The sequence below is a fragment of the Rhizobium sp. BT03 genome, assembly GCF_030053155.1.
Taxonomy (GTDB): Bacteria; Pseudomonadota; Alphaproteobacteria; order Rhizobiales; family Rhizobiaceae; genus Rhizobium.
Genome location: NZ_CP125640.1, coordinates 564404 through 580687, shown reverse-complemented (window position 1 = coordinate 580687; position 16284 = coordinate 564404). Strand labels below are relative to the sequence as shown.

At 61.3% G+C, this 16284-nt stretch carries 17 protein-coding genes, 1 tRNA gene and 2 pseudogenes; 7 read left to right on the top strand and 13 right to left on the bottom strand.

Going from position 1 to position 16284, the window contains the following annotated elements; translation table 11 throughout:
* The first annotated feature begins 89 nt into the window (after nucleotides 1–89).
* Nucleotides 90–383 (top strand): DUF982 domain-containing protein, encoded by a 294-nt coding sequence (locus QMO80_RS02780; RefSeq protein WP_049735564.1) that lies wholly within the window; start codon nucleotides 90–92, stop codon nucleotides 381–383.
* Between the two features lie 155 nt (nucleotides 384–538).
* On the opposite strand, the gene QMO80_RS02775 is transcribed toward QMO80_RS02780, so the two are convergent.
* Complete coding sequence (locus QMO80_RS02775; RefSeq protein ID WP_283198809.1) at nucleotides 539–1366, bottom strand: nickel-binding protein; 828 nt, start codon at nucleotides 1364–1366, stop codon at nucleotides 539–541.
* Nucleotides 1367–1754: 388 nt separating this feature from the next.
* On the opposite strand from QMO80_RS02775, the gene QMO80_RS02770 reads away from it, so the two are divergent.
* Entirely contained in the window at nucleotides 1755–2012 is a 258-nt protein-coding gene (locus tag QMO80_RS02770; RefSeq protein WP_283198808.1) for a DUF982 domain-containing protein, read from the top strand.
* Between the two features lie 98 nt (nucleotides 2013–2110).
* Entirely contained in the window at nucleotides 2111–2281 is a 171-nt protein-coding gene (locus QMO80_RS02765; RefSeq protein WP_010069037.1) for a hypothetical protein, read from the top strand.
* Nucleotides 2282–2491: 210 nt separating this feature from the next.
* On the opposite strand, the gene QMO80_RS02760 is transcribed toward QMO80_RS02765, so the two are convergent.
* Nucleotides 2492–2577, bottom strand: a tRNA-Thr gene (locus QMO80_RS02760).
* Between the two features lie 53 nt (nucleotides 2578–2630).
* Nucleotides 2631–3318: pseudogene (locus QMO80_RS02755) on the bottom strand (SDR family oxidoreductase).
* A 159-nt stretch (nucleotides 3319–3477) separates the two neighbouring features.
* On the opposite strand from QMO80_RS02755, the gene QMO80_RS02750 reads away from it, so the two are divergent.
* Nucleotides 3478–4113, top strand: coding sequence for a TetR/AcrR family transcriptional regulator (locus tag QMO80_RS02750; RefSeq protein WP_283198807.1), 636 nt, complete (start codon nucleotides 3478–3480; stop codon nucleotides 4111–4113).
* 102 nt (nucleotides 4114–4215) lie between these two features.
* On the opposite strand, the pseudogene QMO80_RS02745 reads toward QMO80_RS02750, so the two are convergent.
* Nucleotides 4216–5719, bottom strand: a pseudogene (locus QMO80_RS02745) (FAD-dependent oxidoreductase).
* A 44-nt stretch (nucleotides 5720–5763) separates the two neighbouring features.
* Here QMO80_RS02745 and QMO80_RS02740 point away from each other — a divergent pair.
* On the top strand, nucleotides 5764–6276 hold the full coding sequence (locus QMO80_RS02740) for a MarR family winged helix-turn-helix transcriptional regulator (RefSeq protein ID WP_283198806.1): 513 nt from the start codon (nucleotides 5764–5766) through the stop codon (nucleotides 6274–6276).
* Between the two features lie 24 nt (nucleotides 6277–6300).
* On the opposite strand, the gene QMO80_RS02735 is transcribed toward QMO80_RS02740, so the two are convergent.
* From QMO80_RS02735 to QMO80_RS02705, 7 genes are all read right to left on the bottom strand, one after another.
* A complete protein-coding gene (locus tag QMO80_RS02735; RefSeq protein WP_283198805.1) occupies nucleotides 6301–6690 on the bottom strand; it encodes a RidA family protein in 390 nt (129 codons plus the stop codon).
* A gap of 38 nt (nucleotides 6691–6728) precedes the next feature.
* A complete protein-coding gene (locus QMO80_RS02730) occupies nucleotides 6729–7310 on the bottom strand; it encodes an NAD(P)H-dependent oxidoreductase (protein WP_283198804.1) in 582 nt (193 codons plus the stop codon).
* Nucleotides 7310–8716, bottom strand: a complete 1407-nt coding sequence (locus QMO80_RS02725) for an FAD-binding oxidoreductase (RefSeq protein ID WP_283198803.1) — start codon at nucleotides 8714–8716, stop codon at nucleotides 7310–7312. Before QMO80_RS02725 ends, QMO80_RS02730 begins: the two co-directional genes overlap by 1 nt.
* Before the next feature lies 1 nt (nucleotide 8717).
* Nucleotides 8718–10031: a cytosine deaminase gene (locus QMO80_RS02720; protein ID WP_283198802.1), complete on the bottom strand. Its 1314-nt coding sequence runs from the start codon at nucleotides 10029–10031 to the stop codon at nucleotides 8718–8720.
* Nucleotides 10031–10879, bottom strand: coding sequence for an ABC transporter permease (locus QMO80_RS02715; RefSeq protein ID WP_283198801.1), 849 nt, complete (start codon nucleotides 10877–10879; stop codon nucleotides 10031–10033). The genes QMO80_RS02720 and QMO80_RS02715 overlap by 1 nt, the downstream gene beginning before the upstream one ends.
* Nucleotides 10879–11703, bottom strand: a complete 825-nt coding sequence (locus QMO80_RS02710; protein ID WP_283198800.1) for an ABC transporter ATP-binding protein — start codon at nucleotides 11701–11703, stop codon at nucleotides 10879–10881. The genes QMO80_RS02715 and QMO80_RS02710 overlap by 1 nt, the downstream gene beginning before the upstream one ends.
* A 72-nt stretch (nucleotides 11704–11775) precedes the next feature.
* Nucleotides 11776–12792, bottom strand: coding sequence for an ABC transporter substrate-binding protein (locus tag QMO80_RS02705; protein WP_283198799.1), 1017 nt, complete (start codon nucleotides 12790–12792; stop codon nucleotides 11776–11778).
* Nucleotides 12793–12973: 181 nt separating this feature from the next.
* On the opposite strand from QMO80_RS02705, the gene QMO80_RS02700 reads away from it, so the two are divergent.
* On the top strand, nucleotides 12974–13924 hold the full coding sequence (locus QMO80_RS02700; RefSeq protein ID WP_283198798.1) for a LysR family transcriptional regulator: 951 nt from the start codon (nucleotides 12974–12976) through the stop codon (nucleotides 13922–13924).
* Between the two features lie 16 nt (nucleotides 13925–13940).
* Here the strand turns inward: QMO80_RS02700 and QMO80_RS02695 are convergent, their stop codons facing one another.
* Nucleotides 13941–14738: a creatininase family protein gene (locus QMO80_RS02695; protein ID WP_283198797.1), complete on the bottom strand. Its 798-nt coding sequence runs from the start codon at nucleotides 14736–14738 to the stop codon at nucleotides 13941–13943.
* 242 nt (nucleotides 14739–14980) lie between these two features.
* Between QMO80_RS02695 and QMO80_RS02690 the strand changes: the two genes are divergently transcribed.
* Entirely contained in the window at nucleotides 14981–15460 is a 480-nt protein-coding gene (locus QMO80_RS02690) for a DUF2938 domain-containing protein (RefSeq protein WP_283198796.1), read from the top strand.
* A gap of 173 nt (nucleotides 15461–15633) precedes the next feature.
* Here QMO80_RS02690 and QMO80_RS02685 read toward each other — a convergent pair whose 3' ends face one another.
* Nucleotides 15634–16275 (bottom strand): ThuA domain-containing protein, encoded by a 642-nt coding sequence (locus QMO80_RS02685; protein ID WP_283198795.1) that lies wholly within the window; start codon nucleotides 16273–16275, stop codon nucleotides 15634–15636.
* Between the last annotated feature and the right edge of the window lie 9 nt (nucleotides 16276–16284).

Genomic DNA, 16284 nt, shown 5'->3' with positions numbered 1-16284 from the left:
TGGGTAAGGGTGGCCGATTTTGTCTTGAATGAATCAAGGTTTTTCAGTAATATTATGCCATAAAAAAGTAATATAAATGGGAGGATACTATGACGGAAACTCGGTTCGATCCGGTTTTGCTTCATCGTCAACATTTCATCGCGGAGATCACATGTCTCGATGAAATCTTCGATTTTCTGGATGAATGGCCGGAGGACAAACGAGGTCTGGCATATGACACGCTGTTGAAGGCGTGCAGAGACACCGCCAGCGGGCGCTTCCCGCTGAGCGCTGCGCGCGAGAATTTCCGGCGTTTTCTGAAGATGTCTGGTGTGCTTGCCAAGGTCGAGGGCGCCCCTAAATTCGAGCAGCTGATGGGCGATCGAAATATCGGCAATGCCTGATAGAGAGAATGAACAAAAACGCGCCGTCAGATCATCTGCGGCGCGTTTTGGTTTTGATGGCGGCTGCCTGCCGGACGTCTATTTCTTCGCCAAAAAAGCGTGACGACAAACATCTGCATGAGGCAGAGGCGACCGTGGGGGATTTTGGCGGAACCTCAAGCAAGCCCGCCATTCGCCCAGTCGCACCGGAAGACCATCATCGGCTTCGAAAAGCCCTTGAGGCGTCGGCGCGAGGCATGACCGAAGAGATCGGCGGCACCATATTCCCGAAAGATATTCTCCGAGACGAGGATTTGGTCGCTGGAAGCGGCCGCACAGAGCCGTGCGGCGAGTTGTACGGTCGAGCCGAACAGGTCGTTGCTGTCCTCGACCGGCTCGCCGCAATCCAGCCCGATGCGGATATGGATCGGCTCGGTGTTGCCGCCGTTGTAAAGCTGGAATTCCTTTTGGATCGCCATGGCGCATTCGACGGCCGCCGTTGTCGAGGAAAAGGCCGCCATGATGCCATCGCCGGTGTGCTTCACTTCGCGGCCGGAATTCTGGCCGAGGCATCGGCGCACGATCGCGTCATGGGCTCTCACCATTTCGGTCCCGATGCGGTCGCCGAGCCGTGCCGTCATCGCGGTCGAGCCGACGATATCGGTAAAGAGGATTGCCCTGTGGCCGGGATCTATATCGGCGGAGGATTGGCCAGGCGCCGGCTCGGGGTCATGAATGCGGCCGAGAAAAGCCTCGACCGCGGATAAAGCCACTTCGACGACCTCGCCGGCGACGAAGCCGTGCGCCTCGCGATGCACACATTGGGCGGTTTCCATGTCGGGAGCATCGATGAGACAGAAGGCAGTCCCGCGCCGCTGGTCGAACCAATAGGTGAGGAACTTGACGCCGTAGCGATCCTGAATGTCGAGATCCATGCGATGCGCCTGGGCAACGTCGGCCGCCGAAATTCCCTCGAGAAAGTGCCGGTCCATGAAAATAGGCATCGCGCGTCCTCCCAGATCCGCCGCGTGCAAGGAATGATACTGTACGGTCTGGATGCTTCCTCGTCCACCTTTGGCGCAATCAATGAATGAATATTCTGGCTGTTGCTTCCGGAAAAGTCGATTCGTTGCTATAAATTCTATAGAATACTAGGCAAAGTCCGGATTTTAATGAGGGGAACAGGAGGGTGAAGCCTGATATTTACCATAATCTGTCGTTTGGTAACTGGGCGCGGGTTTCTCGGGGCCGATCGGGACGCTTCAAGCGTTGCGCGTGCTCAAAGCGCCTGGCTGGAGGGGGCGAGGAGCATGTCGGTTCCCGCCCGCCCCACGGCATGCAAATTGCATCTCTAACTCGTAAGCTCACCGAAATTGGAAAAGCTGTAGTAAAGTGAGACAGACGGCACATTTTCGACCGGTCGGCTTGGCCTCAGTGGGGCTCGGCCATTATGCCGTTATTAACTCTGTGTGGGACGCCGCGCGCACGCTGCTGCACGATTGGCCGGTCGATGACGGCGAAGACTATTTCGAAGCCGTGAAGTCATGCCTGGATGCGATCATCGGCGATCTCCCGCCGGAAGAGGTGAGAGCATCCTTTATCAGAGCCGCGCAGGAAGCCGGCATCGCCGTCATCGAAGCGGCGGACTGAACGTCCATCTGATCCATCGTCCTGAACAGCAGATCCCCGACTTGACTTTTCCGGCTGAAAGTCTAATTTAGAACAAAACATGAACATTGGAGATGGTCATGACGCATACGGAACAAGTGATCGCCAACGCCCTAGCCCTTGTCGAAGCTTCGCGTGCGGCGCGCGAGCGCGATCAGCTGCGACGCGCCGCCTGGCAGAGGAAGGTCGAACTCAGCCGGCCGCTGCCTCCCTTGCCGCGTCCGGTTCAATTGCCATTGGCGTTGAACTGATGCAGCCGGCGAAGATCCCGGAAGCCGATCCCATGTGGCCCCGTTCGGCCTTGCCTGATCCTGCTTGGCCCGATGCTGCCCGGCCTGATCCCGCTTGGCCAGATGCGGCCTGGGAAGTCGAAGCAGTGCTGGCCTGGCACGACGACAATGCCAAGGCGGCGATCCGCTCGCTGCTCGACGACTGCAAACATCTCCGCCAGCAACTGGCGCTGGCGGAGGGGGCGATGAGTCGCGGGATGACCCGCGGCTGGACGCCGCGATACAAACGCGGCGCCCTCTGACACAATAGGGCCTCCCGCAACGCCGCGCGTCTTTTCAGACGCGTCTCACGACGAGCGCCGAAGCGGCGTCAGATCTGCGCCCAGCCACCGTCGACGCACAATTCCGAGCCCGTGATGTAGGCCGAGTCATCGGAGGCGAGAAACAGGACGGCCTTTGCGATCTCATCGATCGTGCCGCTGCGGTGCATGGGGATTTGGGCGTGCACCTGCACCTTGGTCTGTTCGATCATCTCCTCCCTCACGCCGGCTTTGCGCGCCTGATCCGTATCGATGTAGCCGGGAGCCATGGCATTGACGCGTATCCCTTTCTCGCTCAGTTCCACGGTCAGCGAGCGTGCCAGTGAGCGAATGGCCGCTTTCCCCGCTGAGTAGACGCTGACATAGGGGCGGCCTTGTCTGCTGAGCGTCGAGGTATTGAGGATGATCGAGCCGCCGGAACGCATCAGCGGCAGCGGTGAAGTAGGTTCCCTTGAAGGTGTTGGCGATCGAGAAATCGAATTCTTCCTCCGACATGTATTCGAACAGGTTTGGCTTCGCCCCGCCGGCATTGGCAAAGATGATGTCGACGCGACCGTGCTTTTTCTCGATATGGTCGCGAAGCGCGTCAATATCAGCGATCCTGGAAATATCGCTGCGGATGGCGTCAACGCCGTTGCCGATGCTTTGCGCGGCAGCATCGAGCGTCGCCTGATCGCGGCCGGTGATCACGAGTTTTGCCCCTTCGCGTGCAAAGAGCTTGGCTGTCGCCAGTCCCATTCCCGAGTTGCCGCCGGTGATGACAGCGAGTTTTCCGTCCAATTTACCCACATTCGTCTCCAATTCTTCTCTGAACGACCCCGGCATGACGTGCATGATTGCTGGAGCAGCGGGGCCGGAAGTTATATATGAAGCATCCTTCAGCTTTTGGATTCGCCTATGGAAACGGGTTCTCCGCCACCGCTAACCCCCCGGAAATCCCCGCGTCAGGGCCGCGCCGTCGCCACCGTGGACGCCATTTTCGAGGCAACCCTTCAGGTTTTGGCGAGCGATGGCCTGATCCGTCTGAACACCACGCGGGTGGCGCTTCGTGCCGGCGTTTCCGTGGGAACGCTGTACCAATATTTCCCGAACAAGCAGGCTTTGCTCTTCGCGGTGCTGGAGCGGCACCTCGACATGCTTGCCGGCGCCATCGAGAAGGCGGGTGATCACAACCCGTATCCTGCGAAAGAGATGATCGCCGAGGCCGTGGTGAAGGCCTATCTTCAGACGCAGATAGCGCGCGCCGAGGTCTCTCCCGCCCTCTATCGCATCGCGATGGAACTCGACGCCCGTGCGTTGATCGAGGCGGCGGCCAGGCGAAGCGCAAGCGCCATCGAGGCGATGCTGTCGACATCAGGGAATGGCCGTTTCGCCGATCCGGGCCTGCTGGCGCAAACGCTGACGGCAGCGCTTTACGGAACGGTTCCGCCCTTCTGCCACCGCATTTTGTCCGTTGCCGATGCTCACGAGGCCGAAAAGCAGCTGACGATCATGTTTCGCTCTTACCTCGTCGCGCAGCCGAGGCAGGATTGAGAGATCGTCGACGCGCGCGTCGACCTCAGCAAGCCGCGCAGACGGGCGATGGCCCCGCGTTTTGAACGGCAGCCTTCACGGACTTTTCCCACGGCCTGGCGCTCAGGCATCATGCGCGAAACCGACATGTGCCAGATAGGCTTCCAGCGCCCAGGCCTCAGCCGAGGCGACGATGGCGCCGACATAACCATCCGGGCGCACCAGCACCCAGTCTCCTGGGGCCAAGCCATAGGCCTCGCGGAAATGCCCGGCTTTATCGATGACGTCGCCGCCTTGGCAAATCCTGTGAATGTGCAGCCCCGGGCGCGGCGGCACGGTGACTTGCCCGACCTCATAGCCGAGCAGCGTCCAGTGCCGCGCCCTTGAACAGGTCGAACAGACGCCTCGGCTGGCCGGCCGCACCCATGATCGGTGCATCGGGCGCACGGTCGCCTGCCAGCAGACCGCCGCGCCGCTCCGGCTTTTCCAGCGCGAGGGAAGATTCGGGATAGCCGATATCGAGCTGATGGACCTCGCGGCCGCGCCTGAAATCGCCGCGCTTCAGAGCATCGAGAAGACCGGTGGCAAGACCAAGCATCGCCGCCGCGATGGGGCGGCGCTCTTCCTCATAGCTGTCGAGCAGGCCATCCGGCGCGCCGCCGGCGACCACCGCCAGCTTCCATCCGAGATTATAGGCGTCCTGCACGCTGGTATTGAGACCCTGGCCGCCGGTCGGCGGATGCGTATGGGCGGCATCGCCGACCAGGAAGACGCGGCCGAGCCGGTAGCGATCGGCAAGCCGGGCATTCATGTGGAAGGCCGATGCCCAGGAGACCGATCGGACGCGAATATCGTCGCGGCCGGTGCGTTCGGCCACCAAGGCGGTCAATCCCGCCGCGGAGAGATCGACCTCGCCTTCGAGCGGGATCGGTCCCTGGATCTGGAACAGCTCGGTTCCGGCGAGTGGGCAAAGCCCGATCTGCCGCTGCATGTCGCCTTCGCCGAAACGGTGCCACGCGTCGCGATCCAGGCCCGTCAGAACGACATCGGCGACGATGGCGCGCACGCCGAGCGTCTTGCCGGGAAAGCCGATATCGAGTGCGTGGCGCACGAAGCTGCGCCCGCCATCGGCGCCGACCAGCCAGCGCACGCGAATGGCCTCTTCGCCGGATGGGCCCTGGAGCCACGCCGTTACACCAGCATCATCCTGCTCGAAACCGATGAGTTCACATCCGAATTCCGGGCGGTGCCCAAGTTCGAGCAGTCGCTCGCGCATCACGCTTTCGGTCAGGAACTGCGGCACCATCAGCGGAAAATGGTAGGGCTCGGCAGGCGTCGGCTCCTCGCGCAGGACGGCATCGGATTCGCTGAAGCTTCCATCGTCGCGATATTCCCGCTGCCGGGGATAGGTGCCGCCGAGCGCGACGATCCGGTCGAGGATGCCGAGATCCTCGAAGACCTCCTGCGTTCTTGGTTGGATGCCCTTGCCGCGCGAGCCGCGGAACGGGTCGTTCAATTTTTCGATCAGGCGAAAGCTGACGCCGCGCCGCGCCAGCTCGATCGCCAGCGTCAGGCCGGCAGCACCAGCGCCCGATATCAGCACGTCGACTGCAGAATTCTGTGTCATCGTCATCTCCATATGTGTATTATGCACATAATAGGAGAATCGATATGTCGTCAAGAAAAAATGTGCAAAATACACATATGTCTGAGAAGCTGCGCGAGCTGCACGGGGCTTTGATCGAGATCGTCAGCGTCATGAACCGTCCGCAGCGCGACGAGCAGATGGTGCGCGAGGCAGGAATTTCGCTCGATCGTGCGCTGTTTCCGCTGCTGGTGACGGTGGAACGCCTCGGTCCGATCGGCGTGGTCGAACTCGCCGACCGTGCCGGCCGCGACTACACCACCGTCAGCCGTCAGGTCGCCAAGCTCGAAAGCCTCGATCTGGTGGAGCGTCGCGGAAGTGCCGCCGACCGCCGCGTGCGCGAGGCGGTCATCAGCCCGAAAGGCAAGGCGATGACCGACCGCATTGACCTGGCGCGCGAAAGGATCGGCCGCGCCATTTTCGAGCGCTGGGACGAGCACGACTTCGACGAGCTGGTGCGGCTGATGCGGAAGTTTGCAGAGGATATCGGCGGTGATACCGGCGGCGCCGTGGGAGAATCCAAGGGAGAGGGCGGCTGACGAGGGCGCTTCCCCAGGCTCGCTTCAGCAAAACAGTTTGGCGGCCGTGACTTCGACTTCCACGAGGAATTCTGGGCGGGTGAAGCCGCTGACGATGATCAGCGTCGAGGCCGGCTTCGGATCGAGCGTATAGCGATCCCGGATAGCCATATAGGCAGGGAAATCCTCGCGCTTCGTCACAAAGCCGGAGATGCGGATGACGTCGGCAAAACTCATTTCCGCCTCGGCGAGAATTGCCTTGATAGCCTCGAAGCAAAATTCTGCCTGCGCGGCGATATCCTCCGGCACTTTATCGTCAAGACCGATGCCGAGCTGGCCGGAGGTCACGAGCAGCGAGGCGCCCGCCGGCACCAGCAGCCCGTGATTGTAATTTCCGAATGGACGGCGGACAGACGGGGGATTGAAAATCTTCATAGGCCTTTCCTAGGGTGCAACGAGGACGATGCGGGCTCTCAAAACCGCTCCATCGCCGTCTTCACCTTCGCCAAAAACCTGGCCCGGCTTTCCGGCGTGCAGTTGTTCATGTCGTAATGGGCAAGAAAGGTGACCGGCCGCAGCGGATTGATCTGCGCCCTCAGTACACGCTTGACGATCTTCTTCGGCGGGTTGCCGGCGGCGAAGGCGCGAAACGGCGTGGCGCCATATGTCAGCACGGCCGCGAGTTTCCTGATGTGGCGCAGGCGCGATTCCACCTTGCCGTCGACCAGTTCGAAGGAGACGCCGGGAAGCCAGACGCGGTCAAAATAGCCCTTGAGGATCGCCGGGAAACCGAAATTCCAGATCGGCGTCACCAGCACCAGCGCTTCGGCCTGCTTCAGCCGCTCGACATAGGATTTCACCAGCGCGGTATTGCCGGGATAATCGTGATAGGCGAGCCGGTCGTGTCGGGAGAGCACCGGATCGAAATTCTCTGCATAGAGATCGCACGCATCCACCTCGTGACCGGCCTCTTGCAGGCTTTCCAGCGTCTGTTTGTAGAGCGCCTTGCCGTAGCTTTCCTCGACCGGATGTGAGTGAAGAACGAGAACTCTCATCAGGCCTCCATGACCCTCGCGAGCCCCGGGAAGAGATAATTCTTGCCGGCATTGAAATCGAAATCGGGATTTTCCCAGGCGATCATCTTGCCGGGGTTCAACAGCCCCCTCGGGTCCGTTTCCTGCTTGAAGGCGAGCTGCACCTTGTCGGTGCGCTTCATGCCGCCTTCCTCCAGCGTGTAACGGTGCGGATTGAAGATCGGGCAGCCGTGGTCCTGGTGGATCTTGATGATCTCTTCGAGCCGTTCCTCCGTGGTGTAGCGCACCAGCGGCAGGCCGGAGCATTGGATCTGCCCGTCGAACCTGATGAATTCGAGATGGCCCGGCACTTCATCACCGAAAATCTCCACCATCTTGGCGACCTTGGCGACGTGATCCGGGCCCGGATACTGAACCTGCAGATAGGTGAAGCCGGGATCGACCTTCAAGGCACGCAGCGTCGTGTGGTTCCAGGCAAGCTCATAGGCATGCGGAATACCCTTCATGCTTTCGACCGTGTCGGAGCGGAAGATGATCTCGCCCTTGTGGGCGGCTGAAAAGGCGAGGAAGGCATCCATCGAATGCGGCGCGATCATCAGCACCACCACCGACTGGCCCTTGCGGATATAGGGTCTGTGGCGGGTAAAATAATCGTGCGGGATCGGCGCCGCGATCGGGGCGATTTCCTTGACGAGGATGCCGTTGCATTTTGCCAGCGCATCCGAGAAGCGCACCGAAGCCATGAAGTCGTCATGGCCGACAAGCGCGTCGACCCAATCATAGGCAGGGGCGAGCGGCATTTCGATTTCGGTGATGATGCCGTTGGTGCCGTAGGCATGGCTGACCTTCTGCAGATCCCAGCCGGTCAGGTCGAGCACGCGCGGCTCGGCCTCCATGGTAACGACGCGCAGACGCAGAATATTGCCGAGATCGCGCAGTCCGCCCCAGGTGATCGAACCGACGCCGCCGGAGCCGCCGGCGACGAAGCCGCCGACCGTTGCCGTCTGCGCCGTCGACGGATGGAAACGCAGTTCCTGACCGGAATGCGCCTTGGTCTGCTTGTCGAGCTGAGCAATGACGATGCCTGGTTCGCAGACCACCCGACCGGGATGGATTTCTTTGATCCTGTCCATGGCGGCAAGGTTCAGCACGATCCCGCCGGAAAGCGGCATGGCCTGGCCGTAATTGCCGGTGCCGGCGCCACGCGGCGTCACCGGCACGCCATGGGCGAAGGCGACCTTCAGCGTTTGGATGACCTCTTGCTCGTTTTTCGGCGTGACGACGAGATCGGCCGTCACATTGTCGAGCTGCGCTTTCAGGATCGGCGAATACCAGTAAAAATCGCGGCTCTTCTGGCGCACCAGCGCCGGATTGTCCTCGATGGCGATGCCCTCGAGTTCCTTTTTGATCGTTTGATAATCCGGCATGTCAGGCTCCAACGATGTTATCGAGTTCACGGTAATCCGGCAGGCTGCGGTCGATCACCTTGCCGCGACGAAGCACGACGCGGTCGGACTGTGGACGGGAGAGAAATTCGGTCCAGCGCCGGGCGCTGAAGAGCACGAGATCGGCCAGCGCGCCGGCGGCGATGCGCCCCTTGTCAGGCCGGCCGAGAATATCCGCAGGCGAGGTAGTGACGACGCGCGCGGCCGTGTCCAGCGGGTGATCGAGATGCAGGATGCGGACTGCTTCACGCAACACCTCGACCGGGTCGAGATCGCCATAGGCATAGAAGGGATCGCGGGTATTGTCGGAGGCCACCGCCGTCGCAACGCCGGCGGCCGCCAGTTCCTTGAACAGGGTGACGCCGCGCCAGCGAGGGGTCCGGCCGGGATATCGGTCCTGCAGATAGAGGTTGCACATCGGCAGCGAGACAATGGAGAGGCCGGCCTTTGCGACGAGCTCGACCGTGCGTTTTGCCGTCTCCTCGTCCTGCCTGGCGAGCGAGCAGCAATGGCCTGCCGTCACCTTGCCGTCGAACCGGTTACGCAGCACGGCTTGCGCGATCGCCTTCAGTGTCTCGGCGGCGGGATCGTCGCTTTCGTCGACATGAAGATCGACGTCAAGACCGTTGTCGGCGGCAGCCCTGAAAAGCACATCGAGCTGGCTGTCGAGATCGGGATTCATTCGGGTGACGCCGCCGATCAGCCCGCCTTTTTCGCGCACGACGGCGACCAGGTCAGCGAAATAGGCCGCGTCCACCATATTCTCCATCGGGAAGAGCGCCACCGCCTGCAGCGCGACCCTGTCTTTCCAGGCATCGCGCATCTCGGCAAAAACCTCGAAGGAAATCCGGTGCTGAGGCGCCAGCGAATCGAGATGCGTGCGGATCAGGCTGGTGCCGTGCGCATAGGCCGAACGCAGTGAGAATTCCATGCGTTTGCCGACATCCGCCGTCGACCAGTACGCCTCCCGGTCCGCGCGCACTGCGTCCAGGGCGCCGATGAAGGTGCCGTCGGGATTGGCGTTGCGCGGCCAGATATGCCCCTTGTCGAGATGGGTGTGCATATCGGTGAAGCAGGGCCAGACCATGCCGTCCTTCAGATCGGACCGCGGCAATTCCACTGGTGCTGCACCTGCCGGCAGCAGCGCGGAGATGACGCCATCGGCGATGACGATATCCGCCTTGACCAGCCCCTCGATCGCCGGCGCGTCAAATCCCTCGACGGCGACGGCAGGCAGCGTCGCATTGCTCAGCACGAAGCGACCGGCATTGGGCGGCGAAATGAAGGAATGGGTCATCAGTTTTCCCGTTTCAGGCTGCTCTCATGCCAACGATGCAGGGCGAGCCAGGAAATGAACGAGGTGACGGCGAAGATCGCCACGCCAAGCAGGGAGAGCATCAGCAGCGCGGCGAAGAGGCGCGGAATGTTGAGCCGGTACTGTGCTTCGAGCAGCCGGAAGGCAAGGCCGGAGCCGGCGCCCGCCGAGCCGGCCGCGAATTCTGCGACGACGGCGGCAATCAGCGCCAGGCCGCCGCCGATCCTGAGGCCCGTCATGAAATAGGGCTGGGCGGCGGGCAGTTTGAGGAAGAGCAGCGTCTGCCAGCGCGAGGCGCCGTAAAGCTCGAAGAGATTGATGAGATTGTGGTCGACGCTCTTCAGCCCCTGAACCATATTCGAAAGGATCGGGAAGAAGGCGACAAGGAAGGCGCAGATCAGCAGCGCCACCTGGGTCGACGGCGCATAGATCAGGATCAGCGGCGAGATCGCCACGATCGGCGTCACCTGCAGGATGACGGCAAGCGGATAGAAGGCGAGCTCGATCCAACGCGACTGCACCAGGAAGATCGCAAAGCCGACGCCGCCGACAAGGGCCAGCATCAGCGACAGCAAGGTGATCTTGGTGGTGACCCAGAGGGCAGGGGCAAGCGTATCCCAGTCCGTCACGAAAGCGTTTGCGACTGCGGCCGGACCCGGCAGGATATAGGGCGGCACGCCTGAGAGCTTCACATAGGCATACCAGATCAGGACCAGCAGGCCGATAACGAGGAAGGGGATGGCGATGCGCAGCGCGAGATCGCGGCGTCTTGCGCCTGCGGCATTTACAGAAAGATGAAGGAGCTGCGGCGTATCCGTTTCGTTACGCATCAATGCTCTCCCGCCGCGTTGATTGCCCCGATCAGCGAAAGGGAGACCGTCTCGCACGCCTTCCGGTATTCTTCCGAGGTGCGGTAATGCTCGTCGCGTTCCAGGCTGGTGGTCAGCGGAACATCGGCATGGACACGGCCGGGCCTTGCCTTCATCACCACGATGCGGTTCGAAAGATAGGCGGACTCATAGACCGAATGGGTCACGAAGATGACGGTGATGCCTGTCGTCTTCCAGAGCCGCAGCACATCGTCGTTCAGCCTCTGGCGGGTGATTTCGTCAAGCGCGGCGAAGGGCTCATCCATCAAAAGCAGCTTCGGTTTGGTCACCAGCGCGCGGGCGATCGAGACGCGCATTTTCATGCCACCGGAAAGTTCGCGTGGATAGGCTTTGGCGAAATCTTGGAGGCCGACGGTGGTCAGCGCCTGCATGATCTCTCCATGCGCCGCCACCTTCGAAATCCGCCTCAATCTCAGCGGCAGGTGGACATTGTCGAATACGTTCTTCCACGGCATCAGCGTCGGCTCCTGGAAGACGAAGCCGATATCGCCCTCCGGCAGGCCCCTGGCATTGATGCGCGAACTCGGCCAGTCGATCGCCCCCGACGTCACGTCGCCAAGGCCGGCGATGATGCGCAGCGCCGTCGACTTGCCGCAGCCCGAAGGGCCGAGCAGGCTGACGAACTCGCCGCTTTCGACGGTGAGCGACATGTCGGAAAGGGCGACAGTGCCGCTGGAAAAGACCTTCGAGACCGACTGCATCACGACCAGCGGCCGCTTGCGCGTCTCTTGCGGGGATAGGGCCTGGGCCTTTGCTAACGGCATTGCCTGTCTCATTCACCAGGGGAGTATGCGGTCCGCCACCTCGGGCGGACCATCGGCCGACGTCGGAGGGGCCTACTTCTTCATCGCCATTCCGATGCTCTTGCAGACGAATTTCGTCGTGAAGGCTTTGCCGTAATCGGTCTCCGGCTTGAACACCTTGATATCAACCATCTCGTCGAAGAACGCCTTGTAATGCGCGTCGGTGATGCAGCCGATGCCCTTGTCCAGGCTGTCGCCGGATTCGATGATGCCGTATTCCTTCATCTTGGCGATCGAGTAGGCGATCTGGCCATCCGTCATTTCAGGATTGTCCTTCTTGATCAGCTCATTGGCCTTGCTGTTGTCGCCGTAGAGGTATTTGTACCAGCCCTCGATCGAGGCATCGACGAAGCGCTGGACGACATCCGGCTTGCTGTCGATCATCGTCTGCGTAGTGGTGATCATCGTCGAATAGGGCGAATAGCCGTTGTCGGCGAGCAGGAAGACCTTCGGTTCGAAGCCGGCCTGCTTCTGGATCTCGTATGGCTCGGAGGTGAGGTAACCCTGCTGGGCGGATTCCTTGTCGGCAAGGAAGGGCGCGGGGCTGAAATTGTAGGGCTTGTACTGCTCGTCCTTGAAGCCCTTGAAGTTCGCCTTCATCCATTCGAAATAGGTGAGATAGCCGTCCTTGCCGAGAAACAGCGTCTTGAGCTTGGCAAGATCTTCGAATTTGTCGATCCCGACGTCGGGGTGTGCGATCAGCACCTGCGGATCCTTCTGGAAGATCGCCGCGACATCGACGAGCGGGATGCCCTGTTCGACAGCCGAGATCTCGCCCTGCGGCCCACCCATGTAGAAATCGATCTTGCCGGAGATCAGCAGCGCGCTGTTGGCCGCGTTCGGGCCGCCCTGCACGATCGTGACGTCGAGGCCGTGTTTCGCATAAGTGCCGTCGGCGACCGCCTGGTAGAAGCCGCCGTGCTCGGCCTGCGCCAGCCAGTTCGTTCCGTAGCTGACCTTGTCGGCCGCATGCGCCGCGCCGGCAGCGGCGAGCGCGCCACCGAGACCCAGGAGAGCGGAAAAGACCGTATTCTTCAGTGCATTGGGCATGATCAGCGTTCCCCTTTTGAGTTCGCAACGCCTGTGATGACGTCGGATTTTCTTCATTGGAACGATTGCTTTGCTCTTTGAAAAGCATCAAATTTCGTGCGCAACGATGCCTTTTTGGCATCTCAACGGCAGCCTGTGCCTAATTTGTGCGTCTGCTTTATTTTCATGCAACGAGGTTGCGATGCTGCATTCCCGAAAGCTCATCTACATCAACGAGATCGCCCGCACCGGTTCGATCCGCAAGGCGGCGGCGCGGCTGAATGTGGCGTCATCGGCGATCAACCGGCAGATCCTCGCGCTGGAGGAGGAAATGGGCGCGCCGCTTTTCGAGCGGCTGCCGCGCGGCCTGCGGCTGACGGCAGCCGGCGAACTTTGCATCGAACATATTCGCGAAGTGCTGAAGAATTACGAGCGGCTGGAGGGCCGCATCCGCAGCCTGAAGATGCAGCAGGCCGGCAAGGTCCGCATCGTTACCACGGTTGGACTTGCCGCCGGCCCGCTGCCTGACATCATCGCTCGGTTCCAGGCGGAGCATCCGCGCGTCTTCATGCAGCTGCGCAATGACGCGGGCACGATGACGGTCAATCCGGTGCTGTCGGGCGAGGTTGATATCGGCCTCGGCTTCAACATTCCGGCGACACCGGGCATCCGAACGCTTGGCAGTTTCGACATCCCGATCGGCGTGGTGCTGCCGCCCGGCCATCACCTGATCGGTTCAGGCCCGATCAATCTGGCGGATATCGTCCAGGAGCGCCTGGTGCTGGCCCAGCAGGGCACCAGCCTGCGTGATGTGATCAATCTGGCCTTGGCGCGCCTCGACGTGCATGTCGAGCCGGTGCTTGAGACCAATGCGTCGGAGATGCTGAAGAAGCTGGTAAAATCGGGGGCGGGGCTGACGATACTGAACCCGCTCGACGTCATCACCGAATGCCGGCAGGGCGAGCTCGTCTTCCGGGCGATCGCCGAACCGCATGCGCGCCAGCAGCCGATGAAGCTTTTTGCCCGCGCCCGCGCGCCGCTCGATTCCGCCACCAGCCTGTTCGTCGAATATCTGCTCGCCGAACTTGCCGGCCTCGTGCAGGAACTGCAGACCAAAGGCCATATCGCGATGGAAAAGCCTGTCGGCCCTTAGGTCGCTCTCGCCGGCGTTATTGTGAATAGAGGCTGGAAAGCGGATAGCGCTTCAGGTCGGACAGCAACTCGATGAAGCCCTTGACCTGATGGCGGCAGATCGCTTCGCCTTTCTCCACCGTTCCGCGCGAGGCGTCGCCGACGACGCCGTGCGGATTGAGGTCGTGGGCGATCCAGGCAAGCGAATGCGGCGGCAGCGGCTGGATATATCTCGATTGTCCGCGCATCCATTCGGCCTTGGAGGTGAAATTCTGTGCCTTGTCCATCCGCACCAGATCGGGGCGGAAATGGAGCATCAGCGAGGTCTCGACCTCGCCCCCATGGATACCGTATTTCAACTCGTCTTCGCTGATCATGCCTTCGGGATGACCGAAGCGGCCCCATTGCGTCGAGACGACGGCCATCTGATAGCGGACGCGCAACTCGCGCGCGACGATGCTCATGATGTCGACATTGCCGCCATGCGAATTGACGATGACCATCTTGCGGATGCCGGCTTCGGCAACCTTGGCGCCGATTGCCGTCCAGACGGGAATGAGCAGCTCAGCACCGAGCGACAGAGTTCCCGGCCCGTAGATATGTTCGTTCGCCTTGCCGATCTCCTGCGTCGGCAGAACCAGGAAATCGAGGTTGTCGGGCTTCTGTTTCCGCAGTTCGGCCAGCATGCCGTTAGCGATCGCCACATCGGTCGCGATCGGCAGGTGCGGACCGTGCTGTTCGGTCGAGGCGATCGGCAGGATGGCAATGGTCGTGTCGGGCGAAAGTCCGGCGAAGTCGGAGCTGTTCAGTTCGTTCCAGTAAAATGGCATTGCCATCGCCGCGCCTCTCATTGCCGTTGCGACAGTGAGTAGGAAATATCGCTGCACGCGAAAAGCATCAATTTGCGCCCGCACCGATGCCTTTTTGCGGATGATGCAGCAGCGACGGCCGCCCAGCGGGCAGGGGGCACTGTCGCATGATCCCTGGGTGCGGGAGGAATTCAACGGAGCCATTGCGCCGACGCGTCTGCAATGCTTTGCTGGCGTCTCTGCAATTCAACGCTCTCCGGTGATTCCCAATGTTCGATATTCTGTGGCGCGGCCTGGCGATCGGCGCCGGCGCAACCATCCTGATGGACCTCTGGGCGATCGTGCTCACCCAGGTCTTCGGCCAGACGCCGCCCAACTGGGCGCCGGTCGGCCGCTGGTTCTGGCATCTTCGCCGCGGCAAGGTCTTTCATGACAGCATTGCCGATGCCGAACCCTATCAGCACGAGTTGGCGCTCGGCTGGATCAGCCATTACGCCGTCGGCATTCTCTATGGCGTGATCTTTGCGCTCATCATGGGGCAGGGCTGGCTCGCCGCACCGACATTTCTCCCCGCCTGGATCTTCGGCATCGTCACCGTCGGGGCAGGGTGGTTCCTGCTGCAGCCGGGCCTCGGCATCGGCTGGGCGGCCTCCAAACATCCGACGCCGAACAAGGTCCGGTGCTTCAATCTGCTGGCGCATACGGTGTTCGCATTGGGGCTTTACGGGACGGCGTTGATTCTGCGCTGAGATTGCCAAAAACCCCTCCCCACAAGGGGGAGGGACTAAGCTGTGGTTTCCGGCGGCGACCAAAAGGAGAGGTCTTGCTGGAGAGTTTATGTGAAGCGGTGCAGCATCTTAGTCCCTCCCCCTTGTGGGGAGGGGTTGGGGAGGGGTCTTTTGGCTCCACCGAAGCGAACAGATCACCGCGCCGCCCAATTCGCGCCGCGGCGGAAGATGGTCCTCATCTCAGGCACGTCGAACTCCTTGGCCTGATGGCCGAGCGAGGAATAGAAAACGCGGCCCTTGCCGTATTTGCGCTTCCAGACGACCGGCATGACGACGCCGTCGATCCAGTAGGCGTGATCGCCGGTGAACTTGGTCGTCGCCAGAACCTCGTTCGAGGGGTCTACATGCATGTAATATTGCTCCGACGTATAGGGAAAATCGGCAATCCCCTCCATCAGCGGATCGTCCGGCCGGGTGATGTTGACGGTATAGTCGATGATGTTGCCGGGGTGGGCCACCCACTGGCCGCCGATGATGAACTGATAGTCGACGGAGTCGCGGAAGGCATCGCCCGCGCCGCCGTGATAACCTGATATGCCGACACCGCTTTCGATCGCGGCGGCGAGGTTCTTGACCTCCTCCTTCTCGATCTTCGACATGGTCATGATCGGCACGACCAGGCTGAGATCATGGACAGAAGGGTCGGCCAGCGCCTCGGTGCCGTGTTCGAGATAGACCTTGAAGCCGTCCTCCTCGAGCATGGACTTGATGATTTCGGCGCATTCCTGCGGCTCATGGCCGCTCCAGCCACCCCAGACGATCAGTGCTTCACGCATAGTCATTCC